Here is a 16,984-nt window from a genome sequence, read left to right on the forward strand (position 1 = left end):
ACTGAAAATAACAATAGCCTCACACCGCATAGATTTACTTCAAATCATTCTTTTTGTCTTTTTTAAACGTAATAGTTCTTTTTAAATTCGACGCAAATATTATGATGCACCTTGCAAATCCATATTCATTACACAGGGAGGATGCCAAACGATAAACATTCACGTTTTTAAATTTCTTTATTATACAAAAAAAGATCAAACACGCTCGACATTGCGAGAACGTTTGATCTTTTCTTTTGATTGGATACAACCATGTAGGGATTGGAGCGCAAGGGTACTGACTCCTGCGGGACGAGTGGGACAGGTGAGACCCATAAAGGCGCGAAGCGGCATGGTGCTCACCGCCCGCCCCGCGGAAAGCATGTACCCTGGAGCGGAAATCACCGCTTGAAATCATCTATTGATGGACTTTTTCAGTGGTGTCAACTTTTTTCAGCCGTCTTTTTCTAACGTTTCTAGATTGAACTTCTTTTGATAGGAAACTAGCTTTTTGTTCCAATCGCTTAGCGAAGTCTGAAATACTACTTCACCGTACGAATTAAACACTCTCACGTTATTACCTGTAACCTTTGTATAGTTAAGCGTAGTATCTAGATTCTCTGATAAGTTTTCAAATCCATCAATCACTTCTTTTTCTTCAGCACTTAATACTTCACTTCTTTTAAACGTTGACATGATCTGTAGCAATCCAAGAATAATGACCACAGGCAGTATAAAGCCCATAAACTTTTTTACTGTTTTCATTTAACCATCCAACTCCCATTACGACGCTTATCTGCCACACCGTATATTTTATCGTGCTGTCTATCAATGACTAAGGCTTGAATGCCTCCATAAAAGGTATTGTTTTGATAATAATCAATAGAATACCCTAGCTTCTTTAGTCTTTTTTCAGTACTGTTCGGAAAAGAGGACTCTGCTACTATCTTTTTGTCTTCAAAATAAAACCTTGAATGATCTACAGCATCTTGAAGTGTAACCTCTTTAGATTTAAACTCATTCAATGCTAGAAACAGAGCCATAGGAATTCTACTGCCGCCAGGAGAACCTATTCCAATCGTAAGATCTTTGTTTTTTATAATGGACGGGGTTGTGTAACTTCTAGATTGTTTTCCTTTTGAATAGTAGTTTGCAGATAGTTCTTGAGTGCTAAAATTCTCCATCTGATTATTTAGGAAAAATCCGTGCATTATTTTACCTGTTCCAAAAAAGTTACTAAGCGTATTTGTAGCTGACACTACTGTTCCCTTCTTGTCCATGATTACAAAATGAGTTGTGCTTGTATGTTCTTCATCATCAAAATCCATTTTTCCCGAGATCTTATCACGGTTTATATGATCTGAGAGTTTGTTCATGTATGAATCTGACAAAAGGTACTTTTGATTGACCTCATTAAAATACGGATCACTCAAATGATTCGAACGTGAATGATAAGCTGCTTTTTGTATTTCTCCAGATAAATGTATATATTCGCTCATGCCTTCTGAATCAGTTATTTCAAACTTGTCAGCTAGCTTTAACATTTGTATGAAGGTGATACCTGAAAACGGTGGAGGTGCTGAAACAATCTCATACCCATCCACCTTACTTGCAATTGGTTTTTGGAATTTTACTGAGTAACTCTTAAGCTCTTTGTTGCTAATTCCTAGATACTTACTAAGGTCTGCTCCAATCTCACCAGAATAAAACCCTTCTGCACCCTCACTCTGTATAACTCTTAAGGTGTTCGCAAGTTCTTCTTGTTGAACTATTTCATTCGCTTCAATTGTCTCGCCATCTGGAAAAAACGCAGACATATCAGAGGAATTCAAGCGATATTTCGCATTCGATAACCGCTCTGAAAGCACTTGATCTGATCTAAATCCTAGTTCCGCTAAATCTACCGCGGGTTCCAGAAGTTTTTCCCAAGAGAGAGAACCGTATTTTTTGTGGGCTGTTTCCATACCTTTCACAAAGCCAGGAATCGCTGTTTGGTTTTTTGTAGTAAGAAAATGCGATGGAGCACGTTCCCGATAGTTAATAAAATCATTTTTTTCGTTATTTTGAATTAACATTCCACCACCACCGCCCATCCCCGAGCCGTATGGTTCTACTACATTTAATACAAATGAAACAGCAATTGCAGCATCAACCGCATTACCACCTTGCTCTAAGATGTCTATTCCGGCTTTGACGGCAATGGGATGGGAAGCAGATACTCCAATTTGCCTTGATTTTTCATAGTTTGATGAGGACTCAAAACCTTTAATTGATTCGTATTTTTTTGTATGCTCTCGTTTATTATTCCAATCGCTCATACTGAACCATAAAAACAAAATCCCAAAACAAATTACCAAAATAAAAGTTTTTGTCCTTTTTCTCATTTTATCTTCTCGTTTCTTTTATTACCTTTTTATGATTAACCTGAAATGATAGCTTTCCATCCTTACGTTTCCAGACTATACTTTCACCAGTATCTTTTGTTAATTGTCTAAATATCTTTTCTCTAGAAATCCAACTGTTAACAGGAGAAGGTGTTGCTTCTCTTATGCGTAATGGCGTGATTTCAAAGGTTGCCATGCCATCCTTAGAAAGCTTATATTGAACGACTGCACTGTCACGCGTTCTGGACCAGCCTTGGTCAAATACAAAATTACCTAACGAATAAAAAATAACAGTGTCATTATACTTTTCTACAGTGGAAAGTACATGAGGGTGATGGCCGATAACAATATCAGCTCCTGCATCTGAAAGCGCATGACCAAGCCCCTTTTGCCTAGGACTCGCTTCAGCATCGTATTCTTGTCCCCAATGCATGTGCACGACTACAAGATCTGCATTTCTTTTTGCCTCTGAGATTAGCGGCATAAAGATTGTCGGATCAGCGTTTGCTACGCCACCGTCATTTTTTGTAGCTCTTGCTCCTTTTACATAAGCATCAGTAAACCCTAACGTTGCGATTGTAACGCCGTTTACCGACTTGTAGGAGACTTTACCTGCATCTTCAATGTTCTTTCCTGCCCCTACAAAGTCCATGCCCGTCTCATTGAATGTTTCAACTGAATCCTTTAAACCAGGTTCTAAATAATCCATCGTGTGATTATTCGCTAGATTCAATACGGAAAATCCTAAATTCTTCAATGTCTTTACACTATCAGCAGAAGTTTGTAAGTGAATAAATTTATCCGCTTCTTCATAATCATCTGTTTTTGTTACAGGATGCTCGAAGTTGCCTGTAACGTAATCAGAAGTCTCAAAATAAGGACGAACATTTCTGAATAAGTATTCTTGCCCTTTTTTATCCGTAACTTCCTCCACATGCCTGCCCAGCATAATGTCTCCCACAAATGTACCTGTTAGAAGCGGTGGCTCTCCTTCACTTTTTACAGCAACAGGATCATTCTCAAAAAAGAGGTTGTAAGAGATGATTAAAGTTAAAACAATGATCGTGGAAAGAATGGAATATTTTTTATTTTTCTTTTTTGTCCGTTTTAAGAAGCGCAACACTTTTTCCTGAGGTGTTAATTCTCTATTCATCTACTATTCTCCTAAAACAAATAATACAATGACATGATGCTGAACGTTATTCCACTCAGTAATACTGTACTTCCCAATGTCATTGGAATACCTTGTTTTTGAATTGTATTTGCAATCAATCCTGGAACGATGACTCCAATACCCCTAAACTCATAGATTTCGAAGGGCATAACAGGATATAAATAATCGAAAACTAATTTAAGAGCTATACCTGTAGTCAACATGGCTGCAAACTTTCTGCGTCCATACAGAATCATAAATCTGGAAAGTCCGAAGTTAACAATTAAAAATGTAAGTAAGCTAATAAATAGTACAATCAGCAAAAAAATGGGTTGATCAAAGATAAGTGCTAAGTAACCAGGTACAACCAATCCTGCTGGGATAATTCCTGTTTTTTCAGTAAAAATTAAGCTTAAAATAACTCCAAGGACTAATGCTATGTATAAATCAGATCCAAACATATCTGTTCGTTACCCCACTTTTTTCCCGTATTTATTTGTTGAAAATTTTTGAATTAAAGGTTCAGCTGCCCCATGAATGTTACCTACACCATAAATAACAGTGTTGTTTAACAAAGGCATGATTTTGCTGTAGACCTCTTCTGTACGATAGCCTTCTAAATTCCACAATTCCTTTGCTTTCATGTTTCCTTTATCAAATTCATTAACGATTGGACTAGTCGTTTCTCCAATCAAAATAAGTATTTCAGCATCTATGTATGGTAAAACATCTTTAGAAAACTGTTCTGTACGGTCCACCCGATCTGCTCGACAGTTCATAATGACCACGGGTTTTTCTGTTGGATATCCTAGTTCAACAATTCGATCCCAGATCTTTAATGTTGATGATGCATCATTTGCAGCAAACCCATTTACAAAATAGGACGGAGAATCTTCATCTCCTAGAATAGTGATACGCATCGCCCCTGGATCTGGATTTGCACGTAACATTCCGTTAAACGCAGTCTCTTTATCAATACCAAGCGCTTCAGCAACACCAAGTGCCAATGCTGCGTTATCAGGAAAGACCATATATTCAAATTGTCTTAAGAAAGACTCTTTGATTTGTGAGTGATCTGCAACGATAACTTTCGTATTTCTATCCTTAGCTATTTTTTTGTAATAGTCCAAGTAGGCATCATCTGTAACAATTAAATGACCATTATATGGAATGGTAGCCATAAACGCCTCCGCGACCTCATCTAATGTTGGTCCCATAACGTCCATATGATCTTCCAGGACGTTTACAATCACGCCAATATTCGCTTGAACTAATTTTTCTTGAAAAGTGATCTGATAATCCGGATTTACAGCCATACACTCACTAATCAATGCTTCACAGCCAAGGTCCGCTGCTTTTTGTACGACTCGCCTCTGTTCTCCAATATTAGGTCCCTCTGGCCTCCTGATGATTGGTTCCTCTTCGTCTTTGAACCAAAAAATCATCCTTGCAGAAGTACCAGTAGTCTTACCTATCGTCTTATAACCTGCTTCTCTTACGATACCTGTTATTAAACGAGTCACGGTTGACTTACCACGAATTCCATTGATATTAACTCGAATGGGAATCGATTCTATGCTTTTCTTATGTAATCTCTGTTCATATACTCCATAAAAAATAATTATAGCGAGAATAATAGGTATCAGGATCATATGAATTTTCTCCCCTCTTTTCCATTTGTTTTCTAAAAAACTTTTTTTAGTAAAACACACGGAATATTATTCTGCAATAAGATTACAAGATTGAAAGGTTTAATTAATGAAAATTTAACATAGTAACTTTTTTGTCTTTTTCGTCTCGATTTTTTTGACGAAGTAATCTTGCTTTTAGATCTCTAAAATGTTACATATAAACTTTCCTAGAAATATTGAGAATAAAATTAAAAAATGTTTTGACACATTACTGAATTACTTGTAAAAAAACATAACTTTTTCCAATAAAATCATCTATTATATAGGGAAGAGTATTATTTAAGGACGTGAACAATGAAAAAGCATATACCAAATTTATTAACTTTAGGAAATTTATTCTGTGGGTTTCTTTCTATCGGATACGTTTCAAACGGTGATATTAGAAACGCAGCCATCCTCATATTTATCGCGATGATGCTGGATGCGGTCGATGGAAGAGCAGCTCGCATCTTAGGAGTTTCAGGAAACCTAGGAAAAGAACTCGATTCCCTTGCGGATGTTGTCTCTTTCGGGGTTGCACCTGCTTATTTTGTAGCGAATACTTACTTCGCTCATTTAGGAATGTGGGGCTTTCTATTTGCAGGATTGTTTCCGTTATTCGGCGCATACCGTCTAGCGCGTTTTAACATTACGGCTTCAGAAGAATCGATGAAATATTTTAAAGGAATTCCGATCCCACTAGCAGGCGGAATCGTTGTATTCTTAGTCTTTTTTGTAAAATGGATTCCACTTTGGATTTTTGTACTTCTTTTTTACGGACTCGGCCTCTTGATGGTTAGTACGATCAAGATTCCAAGCTTCAAGGATATTCCGATGCCGCGATACGGAACGATCATCTCGCTATTTTTGTTCTATATGTTTTACTTACTTGCGAAGAACAAATTCGAGAGCGTACCGATCTTCTTTTATGTCGCACTCGCTACGTATTTCTTATTTATTGGAGTTAGGTTTATTAAAGTAAAAGAGATTAAAATTAGACGACCAAGACGACCTCGCCGGAACAAGCGAAGACGTTTCTAAAAGTTTGCATGTATTACCTACCAGATGCTGAAGATTTTCAGCATCTGGTTTTATTTTTGAATCATCTTTTCTCCTCTCCCTTCATATAATGTCACAATAAGCGAAACATGTACTTTGTGAAATGGACAAATCATGTTTGAGAGGAGAGATGGTATGAACAACTACCCAAACCTTAGGGAGTTTTATGAAAAGGTACCTATATTAATCGGTGAGAATGATCGCGCAGCTCTCATGGATACAGCACAGACAGACGATGCTGCACTTGAAAGCTCCACACATTGGCTCATCGCGATGGAAGGCAGTGAAAAGCAACGAAATGTGTACCACTGGAAGGTGCTCATCTATCCTTCACAAACGAAAGTGATACGTTGCTACAAGTCACCTTACTATGCATCACAGCACTTCGCATCCATCTATGATGCGATCGAGTACTCTAATGAATTAAGCCAAAAAGCACGCGAAGATCTACTCAGCACGATTGAAAAGCCTGCCCTACAAAGAGAAGCATAACTTGATTCACTCTCGCTTTTCTTTTTGCAACAGATTGTGAAACAGTGTACATAGAGAAGTAAATTACATAAGAAACGAACCAATGAAGTGGATGATCAACCAGTTCATTTTTATTATGTTTTTTTGAATAAATGCAGTTGGACTTTTCATAAATGGTGACGAGATGTGCGAAAGGCGTGTCGAAAAGAGTGAAAGGCGTGTCGAAATGTGTGCAGATCATCATTATTTGTGCGCAATTCTCCACATTGTGTGCGTAAAACACAAAAATCTGTGCGAACGCGTAACAATTATAAAAGCACGTACCGTAAAACGTACAATCCTTGCATGCCACATAAAAATAGCCGCCCCTTTTTAAAAAAGGAGGCGACCATTTTATAAAACCATCTAGTATTGTACTTCAAACTGCTTATTGTAAAGATGCGCATACGCTCCATCGCGTCTAAGCAGCGCATCATGCGTACCTTCCTCCACAATGCCTTCATTCGTTAAAACAATAATTCGTTCAGCATTGCGGATCGTGGAAAGGCGATGGGCGATCACAATCGTTGTCCGCCCTTTTGCTAAAGACTCAAGCGAATCCTTAATAACACTTTCAGATTCATTATCCAGCGCACTCGTCGCTTCATCCAGTATCAGGACAGACGGATTTTTCAAAAAAACGCGAGCAATACTAAGTCTCTGCTTTTGACCTCCAGATAGCTTAACTCCGCGTTGGCCGATGTCAGAGTGGTATCCGTTTGGCAAGCTCATAATGAAATCGTGAGCGTTTGCCTGTTTTGCAGCTGCAACCACTTCTTCATCTGTCGCTTCGTTTTTGCCGTAGCGAATATTCTCCATCACCGTTCCCGAAAACAAATAAACGTCCTGCTGAACAACACCAACTTGATTTCTCAAATCATTTAAATCTAGCTTCCGTATGTCCACACCATCAAGCTGCACTTCCCCACCTGTCACTTCATAGAAGCGAGGAATGAGCGAGCATAATGTTGTCTTTCCCGCACCAGATGGACCGACTAACGCTACATATTCTCCAGGCTGTATATGAAGAGTAAGATTTGAAAACACAGCATCCAAATGCGGTTCGTACTGAAAACTCACTTCCTTAAAAGCAATTTCCCCTTTCACCACGGAAAGCTTTATCGCATCTGTTTTACTTTCGATGTCTGGTTTCAGGTTCATGATCTCCATAAATCGCTGAAAGCCCGTAATTCCTTCTTGAAACTGTGTGCTCATATGAGTCAGACGTTGAATAGGCTCCACCATATAGCCGACATATAACAAAAACGTGATCATATCGGCTAAATCTAACGTTTGATTGACGATACTTGCGCTGCCGAACACAACAACGGTAATCGTGATGAGCTGAATCAAGATTTGTATGCTGTTATAAAAGGTTGCTTCTACTTTATACGTATTTCTTCGACTATCTAAGAAACGGATATTTTCATTGTTAAACTTATGAATTTCCACTTGTTCGTTTGCAAAAGATTTTACGACCCGAATGCCGGAAAGTGTATCCTCAAGCTGTGCGTTGATATCTGCGATCCGCTCCTTATTTCGCCGCAAAGCCTCGTTCTCTTTCTTGTTAAAATAAAGCGAAAGAAATCCGATGACGGGCAGAAACAAAAACACGGCAAGCGTTAGAGGCACATTGATAAAAAACAGGATCACAAAGGCTCCAACAAACCTCACAAAATATTTCACATAATCTTCTGGACCGTGATGATACAGTTCAGCAAGTAAAAATAAATCGTTTGTTACCCGAGACATGAGTTGGCCTGTCTTTTCTTTATCATAAAAGCTAAATGAAAGTTTTTGCAGATGCTGAAACAACTCGCTGCGAATGTCACTTTCCATCCGAGCGCCGACTTCATGGCCTTTATAATCGACAAAGTAGGTTCCAAGATTTTGCAGCGCCACTAAAACAATCATGACTCCGCCGATCCAGTACACCTTATGAAGGGCAACAGACAAGTCCCCTTCCAAAACATCCTTGGTTATATACCGAACGAGCAACGGAAGGATGAGTGTGATTCCAGAAACAATAAACGCAATAATTAATACAGATAGAAATAACCCTAAATACGGTCTGTAATAGGAGAAAAAAAGTTTGATTGGAAAATGCATGATTTACCCCTTTTGTGTTTTTTTACGAGGCACACATAAGGGGACACACCGTCTATACGTTAAGAACGTGTTCCACCCTTATATGTTTGGACGATACGACTTGTCATGTTTCTCATGTTAAATTCCTCCTTGATTAGTAGTAACCTCATTATAAATGATTACAGAAAATTCTTACATATTATTTTTAACCTAATGAAAAAAGACTAAAGAAGTGAACAGCACTCACTCTAAAGTCTTTTCTAGTATTGGTTGGATATCCGTATATCATGGTTGGGCAATAACTTCTGATTTATGAACCAAAATAACTCTAGGGATATATGGTTCGTTCACTTTTCTGATTTCAAGAAAATCTGAAGAATACACATGAAGTACTTTGTGTAATTCCTCGTGATATGTTACTAAATCGCCTCTTTCAATAGTCATAGCCTTCACCCTAGTTGTTAGTTTCTATAGATAATTATACCTAATTAATTCGGTAAGAAAATTGGGAAACATGAAGTGATTTAGGGATTAGATTGCAATTATTTGAGACTAGTTTCCTCTTACAGTTAAAGTTCAGGTATATTTATAGAAGGGAAAATTTTCAGCATGAGCTTATACCTAATAATTGTAAAATCAACCTATGAACAAAGGTGGGGTAAACAAGAATGAATTTAGGAGAAAAGATTCGTTATTTCCGAAAAGTCAAAAACTTATCCCAGCAAGAAATCGCTACCGGGATATGTTCAGTACCTTATTTAAGTAAGATTGAAAATGGAGTAACTGAACCTTCAGAGGAAATTCAGCACCATTTAGCAGAGCGATTAGGTATCAGGTTACATACTACAAATGAAAAAAGTATCATTCAGAACTATGTAGATCTTTTCTATTCCTTATATATGAGAGATTATCCAACCGCAAAGCAGAAATATGAAAATTTAATTGACTTACCTTCACAATCCGTTGAAGAGGATATTCTGAACAAGATTTTTAAGAGTATGTACATTATGATGACTACCCAGGAAACAAATGGGGTTCCTGAGATGTTAGATGAAGTTGCATATATTGACGATTTAATCAAAGGGGAAAAGGCATTTTACTATCTACTAGCTAGATCTCAGCTCAGTTTTTTTATGGAAGAATTTGAAGACTCGCATAGCTATGCTTTAAAAGCTGAAAAATTGTTAGAAGAACACCGTTTTCAGGAATGGGAAAGAGGCTACTTACTCTATATGATTGGGCTCACAGCAAATCAGCTATTTAAAAGCATCACCGCTTTAGAATATACACAATTAGCTCTAACCATATTTGAAAAAACGTACTTCTTTAAAAGATGTGCAGATTGTAGGATTATACTTGCCATTGTCCAAACGAGAATTAAAAATTTTGACGAATCTATTAAGCAATTGCTCCTAGCCGAAACCATAGCTAATTCATTTGGTGATGAAGTTATTAGAGGAATTGTCTACCATAATTTAGGTAGTATTGCTAATCACAAAGGGGAAACAGAAAAGGCGATTGAATTGTTTTCTCGAAGTTTAAAAGCAAAAAAAGGTGAACCTATCATAGCTAAGATTATGACAATCTACGCATTAATTAAAAGCTATGAAAAAACAAACCAACCAGAAAAAGGCTTACAGTTATTGAACACTTGGATGGATCACGTGAAAGATAACCCTATTTTCAGAGGATATGAACTGCATTTCCTTTATTATAAACAACTATTTACACACGGGGAACTTAATGAAGCAACCGTTCAATTTATGATAAAAGAAATGATTCCTTATTTTAGAAAAAGAAATGAGTGGATCTTTTTAGCAGAATATTACCCTATACTCGGAAAGTATTTTGAGGATCACCAAAAATATAAACAAGCAAGCATGTATTATAGTTCTGCTATGGAAGCTATGAGAAAGATGTATGACTTAGGTGTTACTTACATATAAATTCAAGCAAAAAGAAAAAAGCACGTGCATGTGCTTTTTTTTGTTTATTAAATATTATGCGACCTTATGTCTATAGACTATGAATAAATGGTTTAATAATCGGTTCTGGAAGATTTTCTCCTGCATAAATACCAAGGGTAATTAAACTTAAAACGCTAAACATGAAGATTTTCTTTCTCATTGTTTGACACCTCAATAATAATTATTTTTTAACTGACAACATTTCCTAAAATAATCACTTGATTTTTTATAAGCCTTAGTTTGGTAATAAAATTTTGCAAGTATTTCATAACAATATGCGAGATTAATTACATCATTTTTTTGTTGGAAGAAATTCACTGCCTCTTCTTCTACATAGTTCCTAAATTCTTCATAGGACTCTTTTCCTTCGACTTGAAACTTAAGCATCCTTAATAAATAATATGTTTGATTAGTTGGTTCAGACAAAGCAAGTCCCTTTTCAATCCATTGGTTAGATTCTACAAATTTATCTAAGAGGAATAACTCAAAAGCTAATTTATAGATTGTATTAATACAGCCAGAGTAATTGTCGCATTCCGCTAAAGCTTTCGAAAAATAATTCACAGCTTCTTCTGATTTTTTTTGACTATGATAGACACATCCTAGGTTATGAAAAATGTTTGCTTTTAAATGGGTAACATTTTTCAAAGAATGTATGCCTTTTAACGCTTTATTATAGTAGGATATAGCAAGCTCATATTCTCTTATACGACTATAGTTAACGCCTAATAATATGTAGCAATCAATTACCTTAAAGAACAAAATATCTTTATTAAATTCATTTAAAGCTTTTTCTGTATTTACAATTGACATCGTAATCTTATTAAGAGATGTATAGATAAGTCCAAGTTGATAGTAATATTCGGGCTCTCTTATTTTTTCTTCTACTTTTTGATAATAAGTAAGCGCTGTATTCAAATCACCTTTTAAGTATTCATTCAGACCAGCAAAGTAATAATACCTTGATGTAATCTTTTCTGGAAGATACTTCAATATTTCTCTTACTTCATCTAATAATATTTTAGCCTCTATAAATTGATTAATTAACAAAAAGTGACGTGCGGACATGAGTTTAAATTGTGCAAGCAAATTAATATCACTAATTCCTTTTATTCGCTTTTTCATGATCGAATAATGTTCACTGCTCGCATTTTTATCACGAAATTTAATATCCTCATACCAGCTAGATAACAATAATTCCAATTTTTCAGTTGATGAAGATTCTAATAACTCATTAACGTCAATATGAAGCTTTTTACATAAAAACGTAAGTGTTTCTTCGGTAGGGAGGATGCTATTGTTTTCAATCTTGCTTAAATAAGAGATCGAACATATCCCATCAGCTAAGACTTTTTGCGTTAAGTTTAGTTTATCCCGGTAGTATTTTATCTTCTCCCCTCTAATCATAAAGTCACTCCTTGATGTTTTTTTACCACTTATTACCCATATTACCATACTTAACCTAATAATGATTTACTCATTATATAACTTGTGATTGAAAAAATCTTATTCTTCTTACTTAATTACTTATAATATTTTCTAAGTTTTTCTCAACAAGGTTAAAAGCACTAAGTCACTAATGTAACAAGTCATAGTTTTTTAAAATTATTCTTAAAACAAACAAGAAGATTCTAATTTTATAGCATGGAAAATCATTCAATCAAGATTTTTATAGTTGTGAAAATACAGAAATGACAATGATATAAATGGTTACTTTTTTTGGAATTTTATCAATATACAGATAATCCAAATAATGCTAATTTTTATTTAGAACACCACATACGTTGTGTTTACAAAAATGAAAAGGGGAATAAAAAGTTATGAACAAAGCGAAATTAGGAAAATTTTGTGCAGTTGCTTTAACAGCGACAATTTTATCTGGAGGACTCTTACCTAGTGTATCAAAAGCCGAAAATGCAACTAACCAAGTAGTACCTGAAGAACTAACAGTTGATATGGCTGCTTTCGAGCAACTTGTAATAGAAGTAAAAGAAGGTAAAATTACTAATGATACAGAAGCTGAAGCTAGATTAGCAGAATTAGAAGCAATGAATTTACCTCCTAAGATGACTACTATGGGCTCTAGTGGGAGTAGTTATTTAATAAAAGCTGCTGAAGTAGCAGCATGTATAGCTGCTGTCGGTCCATTTGATACAGCAACAGCAAAAAATAATGCGGATACTGCTTCGGCTGCTGCTCTAGATTCTGGGTATTCTGGTGCACATAACGGAAAAGCTGACGCATTTAGACATTCATTTTGGAATGCCTTAATGTCCGAAAGTATTGGTACTGGACAAGCGAAAGAAGTTGCAGATATTCATGAAGAATATAATGAAGGTCCACAAATTGAACATGATATGGACTACTTTAATAATTCAAAGGGAAGATCTGCCTTTACAGCTTTAGAGAATAGTGGAAGTAGTACTTCAGAAGCAAATTTAAAAAAACGTATTAAAAGTGATATTGATGCTGGTAAAATGAAATATATAAAGAGTGGAAAGCTGGTTTATACAAACAAATAAGGCAGGTACAGACATGAAGAATTTAATATCTGTGATTTTATTATCAATAATTTATTTATCATTGTGCTGGATTGTAGATTTTCAAATAGATACGTTAATTTTAGATAGTTCAGGAAGATATTACAATATCGAAAATAGCATCTTTTATGACAAGATAATTTTCTACAATGACAATAAAATTGACTATACAAATCATGTTATTAAATATGATAGGATACTTGTAGTGTTAATATCACTTGTGGTCCTTGTGAGAGTTTTAAAATTTAAAAGTAAAGTCAAATGACACTACTAACTCAGAACATAAAGCTTTAACAAACGCACAAGCCACCTAATTAAATTAGGTGGCTTGTTTCGTTAGTATTAATTCAATCAATTAAACTATCCTAAGTAACTGCTACAACTGACTTTTCCTTAAGAACCACCGCCAGCTCCTCCGCTGAAATCGGCCGGCTGAAGTAATACCCTTGCGCCTCGTTACATTGCTTTTGCTGCAGGAACTGAAGCTGTTCTTCCGTCTCTACCCCTTCTGCGATTACCTTCAAATCCAAGTTATGAGCCATCGCGATAATTGTTTCTACAAGCGAAGCGTCTTTTGGATCCGAATAGATGTTACGCGTAAAGCTTTGATCAATTTTTAGCGTATGAATCGGGAACGTCTTCAGATAGCTAAGCGACGAATAGCCTGTTCCAAAATCATCAATCGAGAGATGAATCCCCATCTCTTTCAACTGCTGCATTTTAGCTACCGCATACTTTGAATCTTGAATGATACTTTCTGTTAGCTCAAGCTCTAAATATTGAGCATCAAGCTCAGTTTCTCTCAAAATTCTACTCACCCGCTCAACAAGATCACTTTGCTGAAATTGACGGGATGAAATGTTGACGGCCATCCGTAACGGCGCAAATCCTGCGTTTTGCCAGGCTTTGTTTTGACGACAAGCGCCATGTAGCACCCACTCTCCAATCTGTAAGATCAGTCCTGTTTCTTCTGCGATCGGAATAAATTCAGCCGGTGAGATCGTACCCCATTCTGGATGATGCCAACGTAAAAGAGCTTCAACTCCAATGATGACGCCCGTTTCCACATCGATCTGAGGCTGGTATACAATTTTAAACTCATCGCGCTCAAGTGCCTTTCGTAAGCCAATCTCAAGCTTCATTTTTTTAGTAACTGCCTCATTCATCTCTGGTGTATAAAATTGAAAGTTGTTTTTCCCTTGTTCTTTCACACGGTACATCGCAGTGTCCGCATTTTTGATCAACGTTTCTATATCACGGCCATCTCCCGGATACATCGCGATTCCGATCGATGGAGTCACAAAGAGCTCTTGCTCATTGACCATAACGGAGCTGCTAAACAGATCTACGATTTGCTGTGCGATTTTGGACACTTCATCTGCCGTTGTATTAGGTATAAGTACGATAAACTCATCCCCACCCTGGCGACAGACCGTGTCGTTCTTCCCTACACATGATTGAATGCGCTTTGAAATTTCTATCAACAATTGATCTCCAACCGCATGTCCAAGCGTATCATTAATATACTTGAACCGATCGAGGTCAATGAACATGATGCCGATCGTCTGCTTGTTCTCATCAGCGAGTTCAAGGGCTTGAGAAAGACGGTCGTTCAACAGAAGTCGATTCGGCAGTCCTGTCAAAGGATCACGGTAGACCATCTGATTAATTTTCTTCTCGTTTCTTTTTCGCTCTGTAATGTCACGAATGATGCTGCTAAAATAAACTTGATCATCTTCCTGCCAAGCTGCGAGCGACAGTTCGATCGGAAATTCACTTCCATCCTTTCGAAGTCCTTCTAACTCTACCGTGTTGCCAATCACTTTTGGTTCTCCAGACAAAAGGTAGCGTTCCATTCCTTGTTTATGCGCTTTTTTAAATTTGTCCGGTATAATGATCTGCAGATTTTTTCCTACCGCTTCTTTTTCGGAAAAACCAAAGATTAGCTCTGCTCCTTTATTCCAAGAAATGATGGTTCCCATTCGATCTGACAGAATGATAGAATCGTTGGCAGATTCGATAACTGAACGAAACTTTCTTTCTGATAGAATTGACTGATACTCAAACCTTCGATCGATGAACGTGCTGATGAACACCATCCCTAACAGAATGAGGATGACAATACCAATCGCATAAGCTAAAAGGGTACTGTTAAACGGTGTTGCTGCTAGATCAGTGTGATGCTGATGCGCCTTATAGGTAGCAGCTGACATACCCGTATAATGCATTCCGGAAATGGCGATACCCATGAGCACCGCACTTCCTAACTTCACGAGCCATATTTTACTTGTTTTGTAGTTTTGGCTAACAAACGAAAGTAGATAAAGGGCCACTACTGATGCAACAAAAGCAATGACCGCCGAGAGCGTCCATAATACTGGATCATACTCTATTTCAGCGTTCATTTTCATCGCTTCCATGCCTGTATAATGCATGGAAACAATACCCGTCGCCATGAAAAGAGCACCCAACAATACCTGTTTCTTCCCCATAACGGGTCTGCTAATGATATAGAGAGCGATTCCTGAAGAAAGAATCGCTGGAATGATTGACACGATGACGAGCGTCACATCATAAGTGACGTTGATAGATAAGTGAAAAGCAAGCATCGCCACGAAATGCATGGCCCAGATGCCCATCCCCATCGCAAAAGCTCCCGAGACCATCCAAATGTACCGTGCGTATGATTTTGTTTTTTGTACCTGAATCCCTAAATCCAATGCAGCATAAGAAGCAATGACTGCAATAATGATAGATAGAGAGACAAGCGGAATATGATATGTACTAGAAACGGCATCCATTTATAGAAACTCTCCTTGTTAATAAATCGAAAATACTTTACATATTCTATATCGGTAAAATATTTGCCGTATTTAGTGAGGCAATACTAATATTTTTAAACAGTTGTTTAATTAAATGGCTACCTGCAGCATTTGTAGATTAAGTGTACATACACAATAAGGAAAATTATGTATAATTAAAAGGTGGAAATAAAAGTTAAAAGTTATTATGAGGAGTGATATTATGGTGTTTAAAAGAAATGCTGGTATACTTTCAATTCTATCTTTATTAATTGCGGGTTCTCCAATCATTTTGGCTGCATATAGCCAATTCATTGGGGACTATATGTTTCCTATTTTTTTCACGTTTATCGTCTTATCCTTGTTCTTGGCTTTTTACGCGGAAAAAGGATTATCAAAACGAATAGCTACAACTCTGGTTTTTGGATTCATAGGCTTGGCCGCTCTCATTTATCTAGGCATGCACCTCTTCTGGTCAAAGCCTTAATGAAGTAGAGAAGCAGGAGGAATGTATCATGTTTTTTGGAATGCCTTTTCTTATTAGCTTAGTTCCAGGCGTAATCGTCCTCTTTATTACGTGGTGGCTAAGAAAAAAGAACATCTCTTTGTTCATAAAACTTGTGCCATGTTTGTTAACTGTGATTAGCTCCTTGGTCATTTTTTATGTGAGTTTAGAGTTCATTCGAGGTTTTGAAGGAGCAGCTTACGGAATCCTCGCGTTTTTCTTACTTGGTTTTGGAGTTGCCGCGTATTTTCTGGCAACAAATAGTCGCCACCCAGTAAAAAAATAGTGATAACAGGAAGAATCTACGTTGTGAACTGCACCCCGAATT

14 protein-coding genes are annotated in these 16,984 nt (G+C 36.9%); 6 read left to right on the forward strand and 8 right to left on the reverse strand.

What is annotated here, in order from left to right; all coding sequences use genetic code 11:
- Positions 1–432: 432 nt before the first annotated feature.
- The 5 genes from P4V41_RS03485 to pgsB all read right to left on the reverse strand — a co-directional run bounded on the left by P4V41_RS03485 (position 433) and on the right by pgsB (position 5,168).
- Positions 433–744, reverse strand: coding sequence for a CapE family protein (locus P4V41_RS03485; RefSeq protein WP_328083435.1), 312 nt, complete (start codon positions 742–744; stop codon positions 433–435).
- Positions 741–2,297, reverse strand: coding sequence for a gamma-glutamyltransferase family protein (locus P4V41_RS03490; RefSeq protein WP_328083436.1), 1,557 nt, complete (start codon positions 2,295–2,297; stop codon positions 741–743). Before P4V41_RS03490 ends, P4V41_RS03485 begins: the two co-directional genes overlap by 4 nt.
- A 67-nt stretch (positions 2,298–2,364) precedes the next feature.
- Positions 2,365–3,516, reverse strand: coding sequence for a CapA family protein (locus P4V41_RS03495; RefSeq protein WP_328083437.1), 1,152 nt, complete (start codon positions 3,514–3,516; stop codon positions 2,365–2,367).
- Positions 3,517–3,527: 11 nt separating this feature from the next.
- Positions 3,528–3,977, reverse strand: a complete 450-nt coding sequence (gene pgsC, locus P4V41_RS03500; RefSeq protein WP_328083438.1) for a poly-gamma-glutamate biosynthesis protein PgsC — start codon at positions 3,975–3,977, stop codon at positions 3,528–3,530.
- A gap of 9 nt (positions 3,978–3,986) precedes the next feature.
- Entirely contained in the window at positions 3,987–5,168 is a 1,182-nt protein-coding gene (gene pgsB / locus P4V41_RS03505) for a poly-gamma-glutamate synthase PgsB (protein WP_328083439.1), read from the reverse strand.
- 333 nt (positions 5,169–5,501) lie between these two features.
- Between pgsB and pssA the strand changes: the two genes are divergently transcribed.
- Positions 5,502–6,227 (forward strand): CDP-diacylglycerol--serine O-phosphatidyltransferase, encoded by a 726-nt coding sequence (pssA, locus tag P4V41_RS03510; protein WP_328083440.1) that lies wholly within the window; start codon positions 5,502–5,504, stop codon positions 6,225–6,227.
- A gap of 153 nt (positions 6,228–6,380) precedes the next feature.
- Positions 6,381–6,737, forward strand: coding sequence for a hypothetical protein (locus tag P4V41_RS03515; RefSeq protein WP_328083441.1), 357 nt, complete (start codon positions 6,381–6,383; stop codon positions 6,735–6,737).
- 384 nt (positions 6,738–7,121) lie between these two features.
- Here P4V41_RS03515 and P4V41_RS03520 read toward each other — a convergent pair whose 3' ends face one another.
- The gene (locus tag P4V41_RS03520) at positions 7,122–8,864 is read right to left on the reverse strand and encodes an ABC transporter ATP-binding protein (RefSeq protein ID WP_328083442.1); all 1,743 of its coding nucleotides are present in this window, start codon (positions 8,862–8,864) and stop codon (positions 7,122–7,124) included.
- Positions 8,865–9,511: 647 nt separating this feature from the next.
- On the opposite strand from P4V41_RS03520, the gene P4V41_RS03525 reads away from it, so the two are divergent.
- Positions 9,512–10,789 carry a helix-turn-helix transcriptional regulator gene (locus P4V41_RS03525; protein ID WP_328083443.1) on the forward strand — a complete coding sequence of 426 codons (1,278 nt, stop codon included), beginning with the start codon at positions 9,512–9,514 and terminating at the stop codon, positions 10,787–10,789.
- 192 nt (positions 10,790–10,981) lie between these two features.
- Here P4V41_RS03525 and P4V41_RS03530 read toward each other — a convergent pair whose 3' ends face one another.
- Complete coding sequence (locus tag P4V41_RS03530; protein ID WP_328083444.1) at positions 10,982–12,217, reverse strand: helix-turn-helix transcriptional regulator; 1,236 nt, start codon at positions 12,215–12,217, stop codon at positions 10,982–10,984.
- 413 nt (positions 12,218–12,630) lie between these two features.
- Between P4V41_RS03530 and P4V41_RS03535 the strand changes: the two genes are divergently transcribed.
- Entirely contained in the window at positions 12,631–13,332 is a 702-nt protein-coding gene (locus tag P4V41_RS03535) for a DUF6973 domain-containing protein (protein ID WP_328083445.1), read from the forward strand.
- Between the two features lie 383 nt (positions 13,333–13,715).
- Here P4V41_RS03535 and P4V41_RS03540 read toward each other — a convergent pair whose 3' ends face one another.
- Positions 13,716–16,151 carry an EAL domain-containing protein gene (locus tag P4V41_RS03540; RefSeq protein WP_328083446.1) on the reverse strand — a complete coding sequence of 812 codons (2,436 nt, stop codon included), beginning with the start codon at positions 16,149–16,151 and terminating at the stop codon, positions 13,716–13,718.
- A 223-nt stretch (positions 16,152–16,374) separates the two neighbouring features.
- Between P4V41_RS03540 and P4V41_RS03545 the strand changes: the two genes are divergently transcribed.
- Both P4V41_RS03545 and P4V41_RS03550 read left to right on the forward strand, forming a co-directional pair.
- A complete protein-coding gene (locus P4V41_RS03545) occupies positions 16,375–16,638 on the forward strand; it encodes a hypothetical protein (RefSeq protein WP_328083447.1) in 264 nt (87 codons plus the stop codon).
- Positions 16,639–16,666: 28 nt separating this feature from the next.
- Entirely contained in the window at positions 16,667–16,942 is a 276-nt protein-coding gene (locus P4V41_RS03550) for a YesK family protein (RefSeq protein ID WP_328083448.1), read from the forward strand.
- Positions 16,943–16,984: the final 42 nt, after the last annotated feature.

Source organism: Fictibacillus nanhaiensis (assembly GCF_036213205.1).
GTDB classification, from domain to species: domain Bacteria; phylum Bacillota; class Bacilli; order Bacillales; family Fictibacillaceae; genus Fictibacillus; species Fictibacillus nanhaiensis_E.